Origin of the sequence: Brevundimonas sp., assembly GCF_027487935.1 — a bacterium.
Classification (GTDB): domain Bacteria; phylum Pseudomonadota; class Alphaproteobacteria; order Caulobacterales; family Caulobacteraceae; genus Brevundimonas.
The window spans coordinates 32554-50529 of the sequence record NZ_JAIYCP010000023.1; the positions used below are offsets into that span (position 1 = coordinate 32554).

The window sequence follows — 17976 nt, forward strand, 5'->3', positions numbered from 1 at the left end:
CGACAACCCAATCATATTTTCTAGACACTTTTGGCAATTTTGTAATAGAACGCAAATCTGAATGGCGCGGCGGCTCAAGACTGCGCCCGGATTGCAGGCGGCGCCAAGCCCGCCCGTGGAAACGAGGAAAAGGCCCCATGACCGTCGATGACATGATCCTTGTAAGCGTTGACGACCACGTCATCGAGCCTCCGGGTGCTTTCAAACCCCACTGGCCCGAGCGCCTCAAAGGGCGTGAGCCGCACATCGAGCAACGTGATGGCCGCGACGTCTGGATGTTTGAAGAGAAGGCCGCCGGCTATATGGGCCTGAACTCTGTCGTCGGACGCCCGAAGGAAGAGTACGGCATGGAGCCGCTCAACTATGAGCAGATGCGCCGGGGCACCTGGGACATCAAGGCACGTGTCGAGGATATGGACGCCAATGGCATCCTGGGTTCGATCTGCTTTCCTACCTTTCCCGGTTTCGCGGGTGCGCGCTTCCAGACGACCTCCAGACAGGATCCCGAGGTCGCCCTGGCTGCGATCCGCGCCTACAACGACTGGCATGTGCATGATTGGGCCGGCGCTGCACCGGGTCGATTCATCCCGCTGATGCTGACGCCGTTCTGGGACATGCAGGCGGCTGTCGCGGAAGTCGAACGGATGGCCAGGCTTGGCGTCCACGCCCTGTCTTTCTCGGACAATCCGGCTCTGTCGGGATGGCCCTCGCTTCACGACTCCTATTGGGATCCCCTGTGGAAGGCCTGTGCCGACAATCAGGTCGTCATCTGTTGTCACATCGGCACGGGATCTGCGGCTCAACACGCCTCGGATCTTTCGCCGATTGATGCCTGGATCACCTCGATGCCGATCTCGATCGCCAACTCGGCAGCCGACTGGATCTGGGGTCCGATGTGGAAGAAATTCCCCACGCTGAAGATGGCGCTTTCGGAAGGTGGAATTGGCTGGATTCCCTATCTGCTGGAACGTGCCGACTTCACTCACGGCCACCACAAGGCCTGGACCAATTCGAACTTCGGTCCGGGCGTCATGCCAAGCGACATCTACAAGAAGCATATCATCAGCTGCTTCATCGAGGATCGGTTCGGCCTGGCCAACCTCGATTACATCGGCGAGGACATGGTCATGTACGAATGCGATTATCCGCACTCGGACTCGGTCTGGCCGCACTCGGCCGAGAAGCTTTGGAACGATGTTCAGCACCTGTCGCGGGAGACGATCGACAAGATCACCCACCTCAATGCGATGCGTGAGTTTTCCTACGACCCGTTCTCGGTCCTCAAGAAGGAAGACTGCACGGTCGGCGCGCTGAAGGCTGCGGCGGCGGCTGTGCCGGTCCACACCGAGGCGCTGTTGAACCTCGGCGGCGCGGCGCCCAAGCGGGAGGCTGGAAAGCCTGTGACCTCCGGCGACATCAACCGGATGTTCGAGAACGCTTCCGCAGAATCGACCGTTTCGGGTCGCCGCTAACCCCCGAAAGACGATGACAGAGGCCGCCGGGTTAAGGCTCGGCGGCCTCTTTCACGTCGCCAGACCCTCGATCCAGCGTCCGGCGCGACCGAGCAGGCGCACAGCATTGCCGTGCAACCGCTCGCCGACCTCCAACGGTGCCTTGCCCGCACATGCGCGGGCCCATGACCCCTCCAGGATCAGAGCCAGCTTGTAGCAGGCGAAAACGCGATACCAGTTGAGGTTCGACAGGTCCGCACCGGTCAATCGGCCATAGGCATCGACCAGTTCCTCGGACTCGGGAAACCCTTCCCAGGGGTGGACGACGATGGTCGTCTGGCTCATGTCGCCACCCGGACCGGGCCAGGTGGCCAGCAACCAGCCGAGGTCGATCAGCGGGTCGCCGATGGTCGACAGCTCCCAGTCGATAATGGCCTCGAGTGTTGGCGCATCCTGTCTGAACATTACGTTCTTGAGGTGGAAGTCGCCGTGCATGAGGCCGGGGCGGAAGGTCTTTGGCCGATGGCTATTCAGCCATTCGCCGATCGCGTGGACATCGGGCAGGCCGTCCGGACCGGGCCAGCCGGCGAACTCAGCGTAGCCTTCGAGTTGCTTCATCCAACGTTGCGCCTGGCGTTGGAGGAAGCCCTCGGGCTTGCCGAAGTCGCCCAATCCTATGGCAGCGTAGTCGATCAGGGCGATGCTTGAGAGGCCGTCGATGACCGACAGGCCCATGGCATGGCGAGCCCCCGGCGATCCGGCGTGCAGGCTCGGCATGCCCACGGCGGCGTTGAAGCCATCGAGCGGCTCCATCAGGTAGAAGGCCGCGCCAAGCACCGAGGCGTCATCGCAGGCTGCAATCAGGCCTGCGTGCGGCACGTTCGATCCCTTGAGCGCCTTCAGCACCCGGGCCTCGCGCCGCATGGTGTCACTGCCGTCATGGCGGGGGTTGAGCGGCGGTCGGCGCAGGACGTATTCGCGCCCGCCGCGTTTGAAGCGGAGCAGGACGTTCTGGGAACCGCCGGTCAGTTGCACCACATCGATGATTGGGCCTTGGCCAAGGCCCTGATCGTCCATCCAGGCGGCAAGATCACCGAGATCAACCAGCTCGAGGCCGTGTGGGCGATCTATGCTCAAGCGACCGCTGCCTTCAGGCCCGCCTCATCGCCAGAGAGGCCGTATTTGGCGAGCGCGGCTTCGCGGCGGGCGGGCAGGTGGTAGTCCGGGAACAGACCCTGCGAGTGTCTGCGCCCGCGCAACAGCTGTTTGGCGAGCGTTACCTTGTGGATGTCGGTGGGGCCGTCTGCGAGGCCGATCTGGAAGGAGTCGAGGACCATCGCGGCCAGCGGCGTCTCGTTGGACAGACCCAGGCTTCCGTGGACGTAGACAGCGCGCGCGGCGATGTCGTGCAAAACCTTTGGCATGGCGGCCTTGACCGCGGAGATGTCGCCCCGGACCTTGTTGTAATCCTTCTCGCGGTCGATCTTCCAGGCGGTGCGCAGGACCAGCAGACGGAACTGTTCCAGCTCGATCCAGCTGTCGGCGATCTTCTCCTGAACCAACTGTTTGTTGGCCAGGGGCTCGTTGCGGGTCACGCGCGACAGGGCGCGGTCGCAGAGCATATCGAAGGCCTGTCGCGCCTTGCCGATCGTGCGCATTGCATGGTGGATACGCCCGCCTCCGAGACGAACCTGGGCCACGACGAAGCCGTCCCCCTGGCCTCCCAGCATATGGTCAAGAGGCACGCCGACATCGGTAAAGCGGAGGTAGGCGTGAGATGGGTCGCGATCACCGTAGCCGACGTTGCGAACGATCTCGAGGCCCGGCGTCCCCTTGGGGATGATGAAAACCGAAAGCCGGCGATGTGGCGGTGCGTCAGGATCGGTTACGGCCATGACCAGAAAGAAGCTGGCGTAGCGGGCGTTGGTAGCGAACCATTTTTCGCCATTCAGCACCCACTGGTCGCCCTTAAGGACGGCGCGGGCCAGGAAGGTCGTTGGGTCGGCACCGCCTTGCGGCTCGGTCATCGAGAAGCAGGAGACGATGTCGTTGGCCAGCAGGGGCTTCAGGTAACGGGCCTTCTGGTCCTCGGTCCCATAGACGGCAAGGATCTCGGCATTGCCGGAGTCCGGGGCCTGGCAGCCGAAGACGGTCGGCGCGAAGACGGATCGCCCCAGGATCTCGTTCATCAGGGCCAGCTTGACCTGACCGTAGCCGGGACCGCCGAGCTCGGGTCCAAGGTGGCAGGCCCACAGGCCGCGATCCTTGACCCGCTCTTGCAACGGCCGGACGAACCGGCGGTTCAGCGGATTGTCGACATCGAACGGACTCTGGAGAATGAGGTCCAGCGGCTCTACTTCCTCGCGGACGAAAGTGTCGATCCAGGCGAGCTGTTCCGCGAAATCGGGGTCGGTCTCGAATTCCCAGGCCATCGGCGTTTCCGTTCGTTTTGATGTTCAGGACAGGGTTCGGCCGCCATCGACGACGATGGTCTCGCCGACGATGTAGGCAGCGAGCGGCGAGGCGAGAAAAAGCGCCACGCCGGCGATTTCTTCCGGGCGTCCCAGGCGGTTCAGCGGAATGCCCTTGAGCCGTTCCTGCAGACGTACCGGGTTCGAGGTCGTGACCTCGGTCATCTTTGTGGCGATCAGGCCGGGCGCTATGCCGTTGACGCGGATGCCGCGTCCGGCCCACGCCTCGCCGAGGGCGCGGGTCAGGTGGATGGCACCGGCCTTCGAGGCCGAATAGGCGGGATTGCCGCGCGCTGCGCGCAGCCCCCCGACCGAACTGATGATGATCAAACTGCCGGCGCGGGCCTCCAGGGCCGGGGCCAGCTTCTGGGCACAAGCCATCAGGCTGTTGAGGTTGACCTCCACGACCTGGCGGAAGGCATCCGCTTCGAATTCCCGGCGACGGTACTGCACCGCGCCCTGGGACAGGACCACGACGTCGAGAGCCTCGAATGGGGGGGTCCAGCCTTCGATCGCACCTGGTTCCGCAACGTCCAGACGGGAGAAGGAAAAGGGGGCTAGGGCTTCGGCACCCTCGCCGTAAGCTTTTTTGCCGGCGCGGGTGCCTGTGACGGCGACGCAGGCACCGCGCGCAGCGAAGGCCTGGGCGCAGGCCAGACCGATTCCGCTCGAGCCGCCGACGATCAGGACGTTCTTGCCTGCGCAGTCGAGGTCCACGGCGAGCCTAAAACAAATAAATGAAACAGTTGATTTATTTTGCATGGCCGCGATAGACCGTCAATCCATGAAAGCAGATATCGCCCGGGATGCGATCAAGCGGGCCGCACAGAGTCTGTTCGCCGCGCGGGGCGTGGATGCAGTTTCGGTGCGCGAGATCCTGACGGCGGCGGGCCAGCGCAACGGCGCTTCGCTGCACTACTATTTCGGGTCCAAGGACGATCTGGTCGCACAGCTGGTAATCGATGGCGCGCGCCTGATAGACGACCGCCGGAACGCGCGGCTGGATGCAATGGAGACTGACGGCGGACCGCGAACACTTCGTGAGGTGATGGAGGTACTGATCATTCCCTCCACCGGCCTCGGGCAAGACGGAGGGGAAGGTGACTATCTTCGCTTCATCAGCACCTTCAGCCTGCAGAACCGCGCCGCGTTCGAGGCCATCGTCGGGGACGGCTGGAACCTCGGATATCAGCGCTGCCTTGAACACATCCGCCGACTGGCACCCTTGCCACCCCGGGTACTCGAGCGGCGGCTGGTGTTCCTGAGCCTTGGCCTGCGCGCAATCATGACAGCGAGAGAAGCAGGCCTTGCCGCCGATCAGGACCACGCATTCTGGAGCCCGCAAGGCACACTCGATGATCTGGTGCAGACGCTCGTCGGAATGGTCTCCGGGGCTGAAACCGGATCAGGACAGTGCTGATCCGGCTCTGATCCGCAAGCGACGCGGGACGCCCGCCCGGGCTGGCGCATTGTTGGCTCAAACGTATCTCTTCCGGGCGGCGCGTTTGCGCAGCCTCCGTTGGACCCGGGAAATGCCAGCAGCCTCGCCGGCCCTCGCGGCAACAGTAATTCCGGTCGCGAAGTCATGCTGCGGTTCACGGTCCTGCCGTTGTGATCTAACGTATGAATTCGCCTCTCGGGGCATGACTTGAGGCTTGTCGCGTTCTGATCTCGACGCGATGACCGCTCCATTTGGGTCCGGCCAGCTGATTCTGGCCAGCACAGGGTGAAACCATTGCGTCTGGTTACGTTTGAGCATGAGGGCCGCCGCCGGGCAGGGGCGTTCATCAACGACGACACGAGGGTTGTCGATCTGGCGGCCGCCCACGAGCAGAGGCACGGGATTTACGCACCGGAACTCGCGGACATTCTGGCCTTGATCGAGGGCGGCGACGACGCGCTCGACAAGGCGGCCGAGGCCGTCAAATCGGTCCCTGAAGCGGCACTCCTGCCCCGCTCGGCCGTCAAGCTGCGGGCCCCGATCCAGCCACCGCCGCAAATGCGGGATTGCAGCTGTTTCGAGCTGCACCTTCGCCAGTGCTACGCCGCTGCCCGCGAGATGCGGGCGAAGGCCAAGGGTGTCGAGCTCCTTGCCGACACCGGGCCGTCAGAAGCCGAGCAGCGTATCCTCGATCTCTTCAGCAAACAGCCGATCTACTACAAGGCCAACCGGTTCTCGGTCATCGGGACCGGGGAGACCGTGATCTGGCCAGCCTATTCCCGGATGATGGATTTCGAACTGGAGTACGGCGTCTACATCAAGAAAGCCGCCAAGGACGTGCCCGTCGAGAAGGCGCGTGACTACATCTTCGGCTACACGATCTACAACGATTTCAGCGCCCGCGACGCACAGGCTGCCGAGATGATCGGTCAACTGGGGCCCGCCAAGGGCAAGGATTTCGACACCGGCAATGCTATGGGGCCCTGTATCGTCACAGCTGACGAGATGCCCAATCCCTATGACCTGACCATGATCGCGCGGGTCAACGGCGAGGAGTGGGGCAGGGGGAACTCCGGCACAATGCACTGGAAGTTCGAGGATTTGATCGCCTTTATCTCGCGGTCGGAGACCCTCTATCCCGGAGAGTTCCTCGGCTCCGGCACCATCGGCAACGGCTGTGGCCTGGAGGCCCAGCGGTTTCTGAAGCCCGGCGACGAGGTCGAGCTGGAGGTCGAGGGGATCGGCGTCCTCAGGAATCGTATCGTCAAGGAAGCCTAGATCAGGCCGGAATACGCCCCGCCGTCGAGTTGCAGGTTCTGCCCGGTGATGTAGCCGGCACGGTCGGAACACAGGAAGGCGCAGGCGTCGCCGACTTCGCCCGGACGGCCGAACCGCCCGGCCGGTATCGAAGAGAGCATCTCGGCGCGCGCGTCAGCCTCATCGAGCTCTCGGACACGAGCCAGCGATCGGGTCATTCGGGCCAGCCGCTCGGTTTCGACCTTTTCCGGCAGGATGCAGTTGATGGTGACGCCGTCCTTGGCGACCTCACCGGCCAGTGCCTTGCAGAAGGCGGTCAAGCCGGCGCGTGGTCCAGTGGACAGGGCCATCGGAAATTTCGGTGTCTTGACCATGGCCGAGGTGATCGCGACCACCCGGCCGAACCCCCGCTCTCGCATGCCGTCGATGACCGACTGGATCAGCAGGATCGGCGAGATCATCTTGGTGGCGACGACCTCGCTCCAGGCCGCTTCGGTCCAGTCCTCGAGACGACCGGGCTTGGGACCGCCACTGTTGCAGATCAGGATGTCGGGGTCGGGACAGGCGGTCAGAACGGCTGCACGCCCCTCGGCCGTGTCGATGTCGGCAAGAACAGTATGGGGCCGACGTCCCGTCAGGGTGTTGATCTCGACTGCCGTGGCCTCGAGCCGTTCTGTGTCCCGACCGTTGATCCAGACTTCGACGCCTTCGAGAGCCAACGAGATCGCGCAGGCCTTGCCTAGCCCTGATGATGAGGCGCAGACGAGCGCGCGCTTTCCGGCGATGCCGAAATCCATGAGCCTGCTCCTGGTCGCCCATCAGAGAGTGCGGGCGATGATTTCCTTCATGATCTCGGACGTCCCGGCATAGATGCGGGCTACCCGCGCATCGACCCAGGCACGCCCGACGTCATACTCGCTCATATAGCCATAGCCGCCGTGCAACTGGAGCAGTTCATCGAGCAACTGGCCATGCAGTTCGGCACTGGTCAGCTTGGCCATCGCGGCGGTCTCGGGCGTCAGTTCGCCGTCCAGCAGTTGTTGCAGACAGTCGTCGATGAAGACCCGCAGCATCTGGGTCCGCGCCCTGACGTCCGCCAGTTTGAACCGTGTGTTCTGGAATTCGAGCAGGGGCTTGCCGAAGACGACGCGGTCCTTGGTATAGGCGATTGTCTTTTCCAGCATGGCTTCCAGCGAGGCCGCGGCACGGATGCCGATGACCAGTCGTTCCTTGGCCAGTTCGGTCATCAGGCAGGCGAAGCCACCGCTTTCCTCGCCCAGTCGGTTCTCGACAGGGACCCGTACGTCGGAGAAGAACAGCTCCGACGTATCCTGGCCGCGCAGACCGATCTTCTCCAGCTTCTTGCCCTTCTCGAAGCCGGGCGTGCCGTCCTCTACGCAGAACAGGGTAATGTCCTTGGGATTGGACTGACCCTCGACCTTGGCCGCTACAATGACGAGTCCGGAGTTGATGCCGTTGGTGATGAAGGTCTTCTGACCCGACAGGACGTAATGGTCGCCATTGCGGACCGCCTTGGTCTTCATGCCCCGCAGGTCGCTGCCGATCTGGGGCTCCGACATCGCGATGACGGCGATCAACTCGCCGGAGATCAGACGTGGCAGCCAACGGGCTTTCTGATCGTCCGTCCCGTAATTGCTCAGATAGGGAACGGCGACGTCGGAGTGGGTGGTGAAGCCGACGGCGGTCGCATTTACCCGCGCCAGCTCCTCGATCAGGACAGCGCTGTGGCCGAAGTCACCTCCGGCCCCGCCGTATTCTTCGGGCGCCGTGACGCACAGAAGGCCTTCTTCGCCCGCACGCAGCCAAAGGGATTTGGGCACTATGCCGTCGCGTTCCCACTGGGCGTGGTGCGGAACGATCTCGGTCTCAATGAAGCGCCGGACCTGATCGCGGAACATCTCATGGTCGTCGCGGAACACCTTGCGCATGGTCGTGGCTCCGTCAGCTGTCAGTGAAGACGGCCGGGCGTTTCTCGATCATCGCTGCGACCGCCTCGGCATGATCGTTGGTGTGGTGGGCCAGGGCCTGATAGGCGGCTGACAGCTCAAGCAGGGGTCCGAGACGCATGTGCTGGCCCTCGCGCAGCAGCCGTTTGGTCAGACGAAGCGCGTGGCCGGGGCTGGAGGCCACACGGTGGGCCAGGGCCATGGCGGTGCTCATCAAATCCTCGGGCGCGGTCAGCTGCGTGACGAGCGTCCAGTCCAGCGCGGTCTGGGCGTTCAGTGCGTCGCCGGTCAGGGCCATGTGGCTGGCGCGGGGCATGCCGACGATCCGCGGCAGAAGCCAGGCACCGCCGTCGCCCGGTACGATGCCCAGTTTGACGAAACTCTCGGCAAAGGTGGCGGTGGTAGAGGCGATGCGGATATCGGCCATACAGGCGAAGTCCAGGCCGGCCCCGATTGCGTGGCCGTTCACAGCCGCGATCACAGGGGTCTCCAGCTCATAGAGCGCCGTCGGAATTCGTTGAATGCCGTCGCGGTAGCGGTTGCGCAGGCGGTAGGGTGATCCCTCGAAGATTCCCGTGCGGTTTTGCATCGCCTTGATGTCACCGCCCGCACAGAACGACGCACCCGCGCCGGTCAGGACCACGACGTGGATCGAGGGGTCGGCGCGCACTTCCTCGCAGGCGTCTTCGATCTCGAACATGTCCTCTGGCGTCGAGAACGCATTGCGGCTTTCGGGTCGGTTCAGGGTCCAGACCGCGACGGGACCGTCGCGGGTCTTGAGGAGGAAGTCAGCCATGGTTCGGGGCCTCCGCAAATGCGCCGGTGACCAAGGGCCAAAGGCTGTCGTGGCCTGCCGCCGCAATGGTCTGCCCCAAACGCTCGGCCCAAAGGGCGTCAGAGCCGTATTCGGCGCGCCAGGCCCACAAGCGGCGGGTCAGGAAATGGAGGCTGTGCTCGTGGGTGAAGCCGATGGCACCGAAGACGGCATGGGCGATTCCCGCCCCCTTGCCGGCGGCCTCGCCGGACACCGCCTTGGCCGAGGCGGCGGTGAGGAAATCGGCACCCGGCCGGGCCATCAGGAACGCCGCTTCTGACGCCGCGACGGCAGCCGCGGCGTGGGTGGCGAGGACCGCCAACTGTTGCTGGACGGCCTGAAACTTGCCGATAGGACGGCCGAACTGGACGCGTTCATTGGCATAGTCCGCGCTCAGTTCGGTCAGCCGAGCCAGCGCCCCGGCCATTTGGGCCGACCGCAACATGGCCGCTGCCAGCATGACATGGTCCGTGGCCATCGACGTGGCGGCGTCGTACACAAGCGACCCCGACGCCAGGGTGATGCTATCGCGCGGTTCGCCCGCAACATTGAAATCAGCGGTGATCTGCGCACCGCTGAGTGAATGCAGGGCGATGCGACCTGCGGAGGCATCGTGGAGTGCCAGCCAACGGGCGTGGCGGCCCCAGGGGATGTCTGCCAAGGGTGCATTGGCTGAGCCGGTAGCGAAGACGGTCGGGCCGCTCTCCGGCGGTTTGAGGCGTGCTGCGGCCAGCAGGCTGTTGGCCAGAATGGCCTCGGGCAGGGGGACGGGCGCGGCCGCAGATCCGCAGGCACGGATTACGACGAAGATGTCGGTCCAACTCGCGCCTGTCCCGCCCAGATATTCGGGAACGGCGGCAAGGGGCAGGCCCAAGGCTTCGATTTCGGCCCAGAGGTCCGCAGACCAGTCACCGGCCTCGGCGGCGCGGAGAAGGTCGGGTGTTACGGCGTCGGCCAGCAGCCGCTCGATCGAGTCCTGCAGGAGGGTTCTCATCAGCGAACTCCCAGGCCACGCGCGAGAATGCCGCGCAGGATTTCCCTTGTCCCGCCGCGCAGGGAGAAGGACGGTGCCATGCTCTGGGTGATGGCCAGGACCTTGCGGGTGGTTGTCGTCTGCTCGCCGGGTGGCAGGGAGTCGATCAGCCGCATCGCCACCTCGACGGTGTCCTGTTCGTAGCCGGTGCCCAGGTCCTTGACGCACGAGGCACCCCAGACCGGGTCCTGGCCGGCGGCGAGCTGCGCGGTCAGCGAGACGGACATCGACCGAAGCGAGATCAGCCAGGCGGCAAGGCGCCCTATCTCCATCGCCTGACGCGCGTCCGGCGTGGGGCCGATCGCACCGACCAGGCAGGAGAACAAGGTCATGGCGCTGAGGAATCTCTCGGGGCCGCTGCGTTCAAAAGCGAGTTCAGAAGTCGCCTGAGTCCAGCCTTCGCCCTCGACTCCGATCAGGGCGTCGGCATCCAGCCGGACATTATCGAAGGTGACCTCGTTGAAATGTTCGTGCCCGGAAAGGTCCTTGATCGGACGTACAATGACGCCGGGCAGGGTCAGATCGACGATGATCTGGGACAGGCCCGCGTGCCGTTCGCTGGCGGGATCGGTGCGGACGAGGGCGATCATTGCGTGGCAGCGGTCAGCGTTGGTGGTCCAGACCTTCCGGCCGTTCAACAGCCAGGAGCCGTCGGGCTGGCGATCCGCCTTTGTGCGCACCGAGGCGAGGTCGGAGCCGGAAGCGGGCTCGCTCATACCGATACAAAAATACATTTCGCCGGCGCAGATGGGGGGAAGATAGCGCTGCTTCTGGGCCTCCGTGCCATGGCGCAGGATCAAGGGGGCGCTCTGGCGATCCGCGATCCAGTGGGCGGTGACCGGAGCGCCTGCTGCGAGGAGTTCCTCGCTGACCACGAACCGCTCAAACGGCGACGCGTCTTGACCGCCGTATTGTTTGGGCATGCTGAGGCCCAGCCAGCCCTTGGCACCGAGCGAGCGGCTGAAGTCTGCATCGAACCCCATCCAGGACAGGGCGCGCTTTTCGGGCGGGCAGGTCGGGCTCCATTCGGCCAGAAAGGCGCGAACCCGCGCACGCAGAGGTTCGAGGCCCGACGGCAGGACAGGCGGACCGAACTGATCGAACAGATTCACGAAGATTTTCCGAACTCTGGATCAGCTCCATCTGGAGCTTTGAGCAGCTAATACACTTCAGAATATCGTTCTGAACAGAGAATTTTGTTTGCGGGGCCGTTCAATATCCCGGTAGGGTTCGCCCACAACAATGGCGGTCGATCCGTCACTCGCGGGGGATCCCGGCCTCTGATGCAGCCGGCGACGGCGGCGTCAGGCCAAGCACCGGCTCCCGTCGATGCGGCGATCGGGCTCAGGAAGAGGTGTTGAGTTGGCCAAGGTAGCGGTGGTCGGAGCCGGTTTGATGGGCGTCGGGATCGCGCATGCGTTTGCGTCGTCCGGTCACGACGTCTGTCTGATCGATGTCTCGTCCGAACAGCTGGGCAAAGCAGAGAAGACCATCGCGGGCATTCTCGCCGACGGCGTGCGGTTGGGGAAGGTCGAGGAGCCGGCCGCTGCTGCCGCGCTGGCGCGGCTGACGACCTGCGAGAGTGTCACCGAAGGGGCGGCGGGTACCGATTTGCTGGTCGAGACGGTTTCGGAAAACCTGGCGATCAAGATCGATGTGGTTCGAAAGGCTGAGGCAGTGATGGCCCCGACCGGCCTGATTGCCACAAACACATCGGCGTTGAGCGTGACCGAGATAGCCGCCGCATGTCAGGACCCGACGCGGGTGATCGGCATGCATTTCTTCAACCCGGTCCAGAAGATGAAACTGGTAGAGCTGGTTCGTGGGCTGGCCACCACCGACGAGGCGGTTGCTGCCTGTCGCGACTATGTCGCCGGGCTCGGAAAGACGGCGATCGTCGTCAACGAGACGCCTGGTCTGACCACAAGCCGCATGTCGGCCATGGCCGGCAATGAGGCGATGTGGATGCTTCAGGAAGGCGCTGCGACGGCGGAGGACATCGACACCGCGCTGAGGTTGGGATTCAACCATCCGATGGGGCCACTGGAGCTGGGCGACCTGACCGGCTGGGACACGCGCCTTGCCGTTCTTCAGTACCTCCACGCCACCCTGGGGGACAAGTTCAGGCCCTGTCCGTTGATCATCAAGATGGTCAAGGCCGGACGGTACGGCCGCAAGGTCGGCTGGGGTGTCTACAAGTACGAAAACGGCGTCAAGGTGCCAGGCTCCGGCCTGCGCGGGAGCAGTTTGTGAAGCCGGTCTATGTGGTCGCTGCGGTTCGGACGCCGATCGGAAGGTTTCGCGGGGCGCTGGCAGGCGTTCGCGCTGACCATCTGGGCGCCCATGCGCTGAACGAACTGATCGCCCGTGCGGGCGTGGGTGCCGACGAGATCGATGATGTGATCTTCGGCAATGTGACCCAGATCGGCGAGCAGTCTGCCAATATCGCGCGGACGTCCTTGTTGGGGGCCGGCTGGCCCGAGGCCATTCCGGCCATGACTGTCGACCGCAAATGTGGGTCCTCGGAAGCCGCCATCCATATCGGCACCGCCCAGATCGCCGCAGGCCTGAGCGACCTGGTCGTCGCGGGTGGAGCCGAGGCGATGTCTCGCGTGCCGATGGGGTCCAACCGCGCCATTCATGGCGAGGCCTTCGGCTGGATGGTGTCGGATCGCTATGAACTGACGTCCCAGGGCGAGGCGGCCGAGCGGATCGCGGACAAACACGGCTTCGACCGCGACGCGATGGATGATTTCGCCGCCGAAAGCCATCGACGCGCCGCCGTCTCGACCGATGCGGGCTATTTCCGGGCCGAGACCGTTGCTGTTCCCGTCGCGGACCTTTGCGAGAAGGACTGGGACGGGCCCCGGGACGCGTTGGAAGCTGACCAGACCATCCGGCGCGACACAAGCCGTGAAAAGCTTGCGACCCTGAAGACCAGTTTCCGGGAGAATGGCCGCGTCACGGCCGGCAATGCGTCGCAGATTTCTGACGGAGCGGCCGTGGTCCTGCTGGCCTCGGAGGCCGCGGTGAAGAAATTTGGATTGACGCCGCTGGCTCTCATACGGTCCGTCGCCGTGGTCGGTGCCGACCCTGCGCTGATGCTCGAAGGTCCCATTGCAGCCAGCCGCAAGGCCGCCGCTCTCGCCGGCCTCTCGTTCGACGACATTGCCCTGTTCGAGGTCAATGAAGCCTTCGCCAGCGTCCCCCTGATGTGGATGCAGGTGACCGGCGTCGGTGCCGACCGGCTGAACGTGAATGGCGGTGCCATTGCTCTCGGCCATCCGCTGGGCGCGACCGGGGCCCGGCTGGCCACCAGTCTGATCCACGAACTGGGCCGTAGTGGCCGGAAATACGGACTTCAGGCGATCTGTTGTGCCGGCGGTCTGGCCACGGCCACGGTTTACGAGAACCTGATGCCGAAGCCGGGCTGACGATCAGGGACGAGGCAGGCTGGGGTCATCCAGACCGAGCGGCGTAGAGGCGTCCGGCTGACCGGCATCGATGGCGAGCGTCTTCGCGCGCTTGCTCTGAATCTCCCGGACCGTGATGTAGAGGGTAGAGACGACGATGACCCCTGCGCCGATCCATGTGAAGGCGTCAGGCCATTCGCCGAACACCAGCAGTCCGGCGATTACCGACAGCACCAGCCGAGCATAGTCGACAGGAGCCAGGACGGCGGCCTCGCCGACGGCCATGCCCTTGATGAACAGCACCTGGTTGGCGGCGCTGAGCAGGCCGATCAGGAACAGCGGGATCAGGTCGCCGGCACCGGGCCAACGCCAGTCTGCGAGGGCGAATGGCAAGGACAACAGCTCGCCCATGATGCTGGACCAGACCAGGATCGAGCTTGCCGACAGTGTGTTCGTCAGGGACTTTACGCCCGTGATCGTTCCGGCCAGGCAGAGGGCGGAAAAGAGCGCCGCGATGTGTGGCCAGCCAACGGCGACGTCAGCGCCCCACGGCCGCATGATGACGACCACGCCGACGAAACCCATCAGCACCGCCGCGATCCGGCTGGGACCAATGGTCTCGCGCAGGAACAGGGCGGCAAGCAGCACAACCCAGAGCGGACGGGTGAACGACAGGGCGTTCGCCTCGGCCATCGACATGGCTTCATGGCTGTAGAGCAGCAAGATCATGCCTATTGTCGCCAGCAGGGATCGCAGGAACAGCGCGGGCATTGTGGAACGCGGGACGAAGAGCACCTGCCGGGGGCTGCGCAGCATGAAGGGGATGGCGACGATCAGCGATCCGGTCTGGCGATAGAAATTCTGGACGTGCGACGGGTAATTGCCGCTCAGGTGCTTCACCAGGGTCGTCATGGCGACGAAGGTTACCCCGGACATCAACACCCAGATGGCACCTTGTGTATTTGGCGACAGGCGCGAGAAGAACGCCTTCAAGCCGGCGTGTCCTCATACCCCTTGAGGACATAGGTCATTCGCCCGCCGGCCAGCATCAGGCCGCTGAACAGGTGAAGTTCGACGATCTGTTCCTCGGTGAAATGCTCCCGCAGATGGTCGTAGACCTCGTCGCCCATGGCGAAATAGTCGCCGGCAAACAGTTCGGCGAAGCGCAGGGCGGCCTGTTCGGGTGGGCTGAAGCGGGGATCGGACCAGTCACTGCAGGCGACGATGTCGGCCTCGCTGACGTCGTCCGACTTTCGCGCGATCTGGCAAACCGGACACATCGTGATCGAGGCGATCTTCAGCCGAACCAGTTCGCGAAGGCGGTCGGGCAGGACGCCCCGCTCATGGATCTCGGCCATGGTGCCCAGCCATGCGTTGGCCGCCGCTGGTCGGCGGGCCCAGATCTGGACCGGCAAGGTATTGGACAACATGCGAGTCGCCGTTCCTCGGGCGATCGACGCGCGCAGTGGATCAGCCAGGCTGTCGAGGGGCAGGGGGCTCACGCGGGCCACCGATCAGCCCCGGTCTTCGCAGAACTCGAAAATTGCGCCGCCAAGCTCTGTCGGATCGACGCGCAAAAGGGGGCCCCCGACGGCCTGGCAGTCCTCGATCCGCTCGAACTTCACGCCCAGCCCGGTCAGACGGTCGGCCTTGGCGTCGAGGCCATTCACAGAGATGCGGATGTAGTGTGGTCCCGGTCCCCAGTTGTGCAGATAGCGGCCCGAGGGGCTGTCCCATTTCGTCGGCTGGATGACGTCGAGCGTGGCACTGGTCCCCAGATTGAAGCCGATGCGGGCCAGTTTGTAGCCCTCTCGATCGAGCTGTTCGACAGTACCGGCGGGCTGTAGGTCCAGGTTCTGGTCGAGGCGGCGCAGCACATCGTCCAGATCCCGGACCAGAAAGCCGCGCCCGACAACCCGGACCATGTCGCCGGGTTTGGGATCGCGCGGCCGGGGCGGGGGCGTGCTGAAGGCCTCGGCCGGCATCTGGATCGCAGCGAGCGGAATGACTTCGATGCACAGGCCGCCGTCGACGGAGGGCTCGTAGATCGGGTTTTCTGGTGTGCAGCCGACCCACAGACGATCGAACGGCATTTCGGGCGTCAACTGCGCGAGGCGGAAGGGCTGTCCCTTGCTGAGCAAATGCTCGACCACGCCGCCGATGTTGTCGGAGACCAGTACCGTGGCGTGGGTCTTGATCGGGCGGAACGGGCCCTGGAAGTCCTCGAGGCTCTTGAGAAAGCCCGGGAACATCGGGTCGCCGTGGTTCGGGAAATCAAGGTGGCCTTGCGGCTCGACCCGCGTCGGCGACACGGCCAGCGATTTGTGGACCCTTAGGAAGTGGGCGACGTAGGGGTGCCCCGGGAAGGCCTGACGCCAGTTGGCGTGACCGTGGATCTCAAGCTTGCTGACGATTTGCGCGGCCGTCTCGTCGGCGTCATGGACCATCAGATCGCCGCTGAGCAGCAGGTCGTAGAGGCTCATCTCATTCTCCTTGCGTCGGGCGCGTGAGCGCCCGCCGAATAATCTCTAGTCCTTGACCAGCAGCAGGCTGCCGGCGAGCGGTCCGCCGCCGGCGGCGCAGACGGCGACGCGCGGGTCGCGGATCTGTCGCTCGCCGCCGCGTCCCCACAGCTGGGTACAGGCCTCATGGACGTAGCCGAGTCCGTGTGTGCGTCCCCCGGACAACTGGCCGCCATTGGTGTTCAGGGGCAGTTCGCCGTCGAGGGCGATCCGGTGGCCGCCCTCGACGAAGGCGCCGCTCTGGCCTTTCGGGCAAAGGCCCAGTCCTTCCAGCCACATCATGGTGAGGATGCTGAAGCCGTCGTATAGCTGAGCCGTGTCGACGTCGGCCGGCGTGAGGTCTGTTCGCGCCCACATGGCGTTGCCGGCGTCGGGCATCGCGTTGGCGGTCAGATCGACCTGGTCCCAGAGATAGGGCTGGTTCATCGCCGCCCCGATCGCCTCGATCCGGATGGGCGGATGGCGCAGGTCCCTGGCGATGTCCTTGCGCGACAGGACAATGGCGGTTGAGGCGTCGCAATGGACGTCGCAGTCGAACATCCGCAGCGGCGTCGAGATCATTTTCGATGCGAAATAGTCGTCCATCGTCATGGGCTTGCGCATGACGGCCTTGGGGTTGAGGAGGGCGTTGCGGCGGGTGGTCAGGGCGATCTGGGCAAGCTGTTCCGGCGTCGTTCCATATTTCTGCATATGAGCCGCGGCATACATGGCGGTGATATTGACCACCGACAGCACGTTGAACGGCGTGCACCACTGCCACATGAAATTGCCGTCGCGCGGACCCGATTTGGCGGCGAGGCTCTGGTCCTTGCTGCCGGTCAGGCGGTTGCTGGACTCGGTGATGGTGCGGAAGACCAGCGCGTTGTTCGCCATGCCGGACGCTATGGCCATCGCACCGTTCATAAGACCGGCCAGCGGTCCCGCCGCCTCATAGCCCCCGCTGAACCAGTTACATTTCAGCCCGAGCATGGTCAGCACAGATAGCGGTCCGACCGGTGAGAAGCTGCTGCCGTTGGAGTTGTCGCCGGGCCAGGAACACACGCCGTCTATGTCCTTGGGCTTCAGGCCTGCGTCGGCGATGGCTTCAAGCGCGGCGTCCACGGTGAGCTGCATCGCCGAGCGCGAGGAGGGACGCCCGACCTCGGACTGTCCGATGCCGACGATAGCGACATCTTTTTCGAGAAATCGATTGCCCATCAGGCCGCGGCCCGTTCGAACATCGGGATCCAGACATCCTCGAGCTGCTCGAAAACGACGGTCACGGGCATGCCGAACTCGACGTCCTCCGGCGGGCAGTTCACGACGTTGGACAGGAAGCGCAGCCCTTCCTGCTCTTCCAGTTCAATGATGGCGACGACATAGGGTTCGACGAGATCTGGCGTCCAGACCTGATGATTGATGGTGTAGGTCAGAACCCGTCCACGCCCGGACACCGGCGTCGGCCCGACGTTCAGGCTCGTGCAATGACGGCAGACCGGCGCGGGCGGATGGAAAAACCGCGTGCAGTCTGCACAGCGATGCATGCGCAACTCGCCGACCGCGCCGCCAGTCCAGAATGGTCGCGTTTCCGCGTTGAGCAAGGGCAGCTTTCTCACGTTCCGGCCTCG

General features: G+C 64.3%; 18 protein-coding genes. 5 read left to right on the forward strand and 13 right to left on the reverse strand.

Going from position 1 to position 17976, the window contains the following annotated elements; all coding sequences use genetic code 11:
• Positions 1-137 precede the first annotated feature (137 nt).
• A complete protein-coding gene (locus Q0053_RS08945) occupies positions 138-1472 on the forward strand; it encodes an amidohydrolase family protein (protein WP_298099020.1) in 1335 nt (444 codons plus the stop codon).
• Positions 1473-1523: 51 nt separating this feature from the next.
• Here Q0053_RS08945 and Q0053_RS08950 read toward each other — a convergent pair whose 3' ends face one another.
• Genes Q0053_RS08950 through Q0053_RS08960 form a run of 3 tightly spaced genes read right to left on the reverse strand, consistent with a single transcriptional unit; the run spans position 1524 to position 4639 of the window.
• Entirely contained in the window at positions 1524-2588 is a 1065-nt protein-coding gene (locus Q0053_RS08950) for a phosphotransferase family protein (RefSeq protein ID WP_298099023.1), read from the reverse strand.
• Positions 2585-3883, reverse strand: a complete 1299-nt coding sequence (locus Q0053_RS08955) for an acyl-CoA dehydrogenase family protein (RefSeq protein ID WP_298099026.1) — start codon at positions 3881-3883, stop codon at positions 2585-2587. Before Q0053_RS08955 ends, Q0053_RS08950 begins: the two co-directional genes overlap by 4 nt.
• A gap of 24 nt (positions 3884-3907) precedes the next feature.
• The gene (locus Q0053_RS08960; RefSeq protein WP_298099029.1) at positions 3908-4639 is read right to left on the reverse strand and encodes an SDR family NAD(P)-dependent oxidoreductase; all 732 of its coding nucleotides are present in this window, start codon (positions 4637-4639) and stop codon (positions 3908-3910) included.
• Between the two features lie 43 nt (positions 4640-4682).
• On the opposite strand from Q0053_RS08960, the gene Q0053_RS08965 reads away from it, so the two are divergent.
• Together Q0053_RS08965 and Q0053_RS08970 are read left to right on the forward strand one after the other, a co-directional pair.
• On the forward strand, positions 4683-5342 hold the full coding sequence (locus Q0053_RS08965; RefSeq protein ID WP_298099032.1) for a TetR/AcrR family transcriptional regulator: 660 nt from the start codon (positions 4683-4685) through the stop codon (positions 5340-5342).
• 306 nt (positions 5343-5648) lie between these two features.
• Positions 5649-6641, forward strand: a complete 993-nt coding sequence (locus Q0053_RS08970; RefSeq protein WP_298099034.1) for a fumarylacetoacetate hydrolase family protein — start codon at positions 5649-5651, stop codon at positions 6639-6641.
• Here the strand turns inward: Q0053_RS08970 and Q0053_RS08975 are convergent.
• The 5 genes from Q0053_RS08975 to Q0053_RS08995 are packed head-to-tail and all read right to left on the reverse strand — an operon-like array spanning position 6638 to position 11546.
• Positions 6638-7417: an SDR family oxidoreductase gene (locus Q0053_RS08975; RefSeq protein WP_298099037.1), complete on the reverse strand. Its 780-nt coding sequence runs from the start codon at positions 7415-7417 to the stop codon at positions 6638-6640. The genes Q0053_RS08970 and Q0053_RS08975 overlap by 4 nt on opposite strands.
• 21 nt (positions 7418-7438) lie before the next feature.
• Positions 7439-8569 carry an acyl-CoA dehydrogenase family protein gene (locus Q0053_RS08980; protein WP_298099040.1) on the reverse strand — a complete coding sequence of 377 codons (1131 nt, stop codon included), beginning with the start codon at positions 8567-8569 and terminating at the stop codon, positions 7439-7441.
• Between the two features lie 13 nt (positions 8570-8582).
• Positions 8583-9383 (reverse strand): crotonase/enoyl-CoA hydratase family protein, encoded by an 801-nt coding sequence (locus Q0053_RS08985; RefSeq protein ID WP_298099043.1) that lies wholly within the window; start codon positions 9381-9383, stop codon positions 8583-8585.
• Positions 9376-10395 (reverse strand): acyl-CoA dehydrogenase family protein, encoded by a 1020-nt coding sequence (locus Q0053_RS08990; RefSeq protein ID WP_298099046.1) that lies wholly within the window; start codon positions 10393-10395, stop codon positions 9376-9378. The genes Q0053_RS08985 and Q0053_RS08990 overlap by 8 nt, the downstream gene beginning before the upstream one ends.
• A complete protein-coding gene (locus tag Q0053_RS08995; protein WP_298099049.1) occupies positions 10395-11546 on the reverse strand; it encodes an acyl-CoA dehydrogenase family protein in 1152 nt (383 codons plus the stop codon). The genes Q0053_RS08990 and Q0053_RS08995 overlap by 1 nt, the downstream gene beginning before the upstream one ends.
• A gap of 217 nt (positions 11547-11763) precedes the next feature.
• On the opposite strand from Q0053_RS08995, the gene Q0053_RS09000 reads away from it, so the two are divergent.
• Positions 11764-12687: a 3-hydroxyacyl-CoA dehydrogenase gene (locus Q0053_RS09000; RefSeq protein WP_298099052.1), complete on the forward strand. Its 924-nt coding sequence runs from the start codon at positions 11764-11766 to the stop codon at positions 12685-12687.
• The gene (locus Q0053_RS09005; protein ID WP_298099057.1) at positions 12684-13868 is read left to right on the forward strand and encodes a thiolase family protein; all 1185 of its coding nucleotides are present in this window, start codon (positions 12684-12686) and stop codon (positions 13866-13868) included. The genes Q0053_RS09000 and Q0053_RS09005 overlap by 4 nt, the downstream gene beginning before the upstream one ends.
• A gap of 3 nt (positions 13869-13871) precedes the next feature.
• Here the strand turns inward: Q0053_RS09005 and Q0053_RS09010 are convergent, their stop codons facing one another.
• The 5 genes from Q0053_RS09010 to Q0053_RS09030 all read right to left on the reverse strand — a co-directional run bounded on the left by Q0053_RS09010 (position 13872) and on the right by Q0053_RS09030 (position 17964).
• Entirely contained in the window at positions 13872-14840 is a 969-nt protein-coding gene (locus tag Q0053_RS09010; protein WP_298099059.1) for a DMT family transporter, read from the reverse strand.
• On the reverse strand, positions 14837-15277 hold the full coding sequence (locus Q0053_RS09015; RefSeq protein WP_298099061.1) for a carboxymuconolactone decarboxylase family protein: 441 nt from the start codon (positions 15275-15277) through the stop codon (positions 14837-14839). The genes Q0053_RS09010 and Q0053_RS09015 overlap by 4 nt, the downstream gene beginning before the upstream one ends.
• Positions 15278-15361: 84 nt before the next feature.
• Positions 15362-16330, reverse strand: coding sequence for a lactoylglutathione lyase (locus tag Q0053_RS09020; protein ID WP_298099064.1), 969 nt, complete (start codon positions 16328-16330; stop codon positions 15362-15364).
• Between the two features lie 45 nt (positions 16331-16375).
• Positions 16376-17566, reverse strand: coding sequence for a thiolase family protein (locus Q0053_RS09025; protein ID WP_298099067.1), 1191 nt, complete (start codon positions 17564-17566; stop codon positions 16376-16378).
• A complete protein-coding gene (locus tag Q0053_RS09030; RefSeq protein WP_298099069.1) occupies positions 17566-17964 on the reverse strand; it encodes an OB-fold domain-containing protein in 399 nt (132 codons plus the stop codon). Before Q0053_RS09030 ends, Q0053_RS09025 begins: the two co-directional genes overlap by 1 nt.
• Positions 17965-17976: the final 12 nt, after the last annotated feature.

Coding starts and splice junctions, on each gene's coding strand:
- Q0053_RS09020 (WP_298099064.1), bottom strand. CDS start 16,330: ATGAGCCTCTACGACCTGCTGCTCAGCGGCGATCTGATGGTCCATGAC.
- Q0053_RS09015 (WP_298099061.1), bottom strand. CDS start 15,277: ATGTTGTCCAATACCTTGCCGGTCCAGATCTGGGCCCGCCGACCAGCG.
- Q0053_RS08945 (WP_298099020.1), top strand. CDS start 138: ATGACCGTCGATGACATGATCCTTGTAAGCGTTGACGACCACGTCATC.
- Q0053_RS08980 (WP_298099040.1), bottom strand. CDS start 8,569: ATGCGCAAGGTGTTCCGCGACGACCATGAGATGTTCCGCGATCAGGTC.
- Q0053_RS08955 (WP_298099026.1), bottom strand. CDS start 3,883: ATGGCCTGGGAATTCGAGACCGACCCCGATTTCGCGGAACAGCTCGCC.
- Q0053_RS09025 (WP_298099067.1), bottom strand. CDS start 17,566: ATGGGCAATCGATTTCTCGAAAAAGATGTCGCTATCGTCGGCATCGGA.
- Q0053_RS08990 (WP_298099046.1), bottom strand. CDS start 10,395: ATGAGAACCCTCCTGCAGGACTCGATCGAGCGGCTGCTGGCCGACGCC.
- Q0053_RS08975 (WP_298099037.1), bottom strand. CDS start 7,417: ATGGATTTCGGCATCGCCGGAAAGCGCGCGCTCGTCTGCGCCTCATCA.
- Q0053_RS09000 (WP_298099052.1), top strand. CDS start 11,764: ATGCGGCGATCGGGCTCAGGAAGAGGTGTTGAGTTGGCCAAGGTAGCG.
- Q0053_RS08965 (WP_298099032.1), top strand. CDS start 4,683: ATGGCCGCGATAGACCGTCAATCCATGAAAGCAGATATCGCCCGGGAT.
- Q0053_RS08985 (WP_298099043.1), bottom strand. CDS start 9,383: ATGGCTGACTTCCTCCTCAAGACCCGCGACGGTCCCGTCGCGGTCTGG.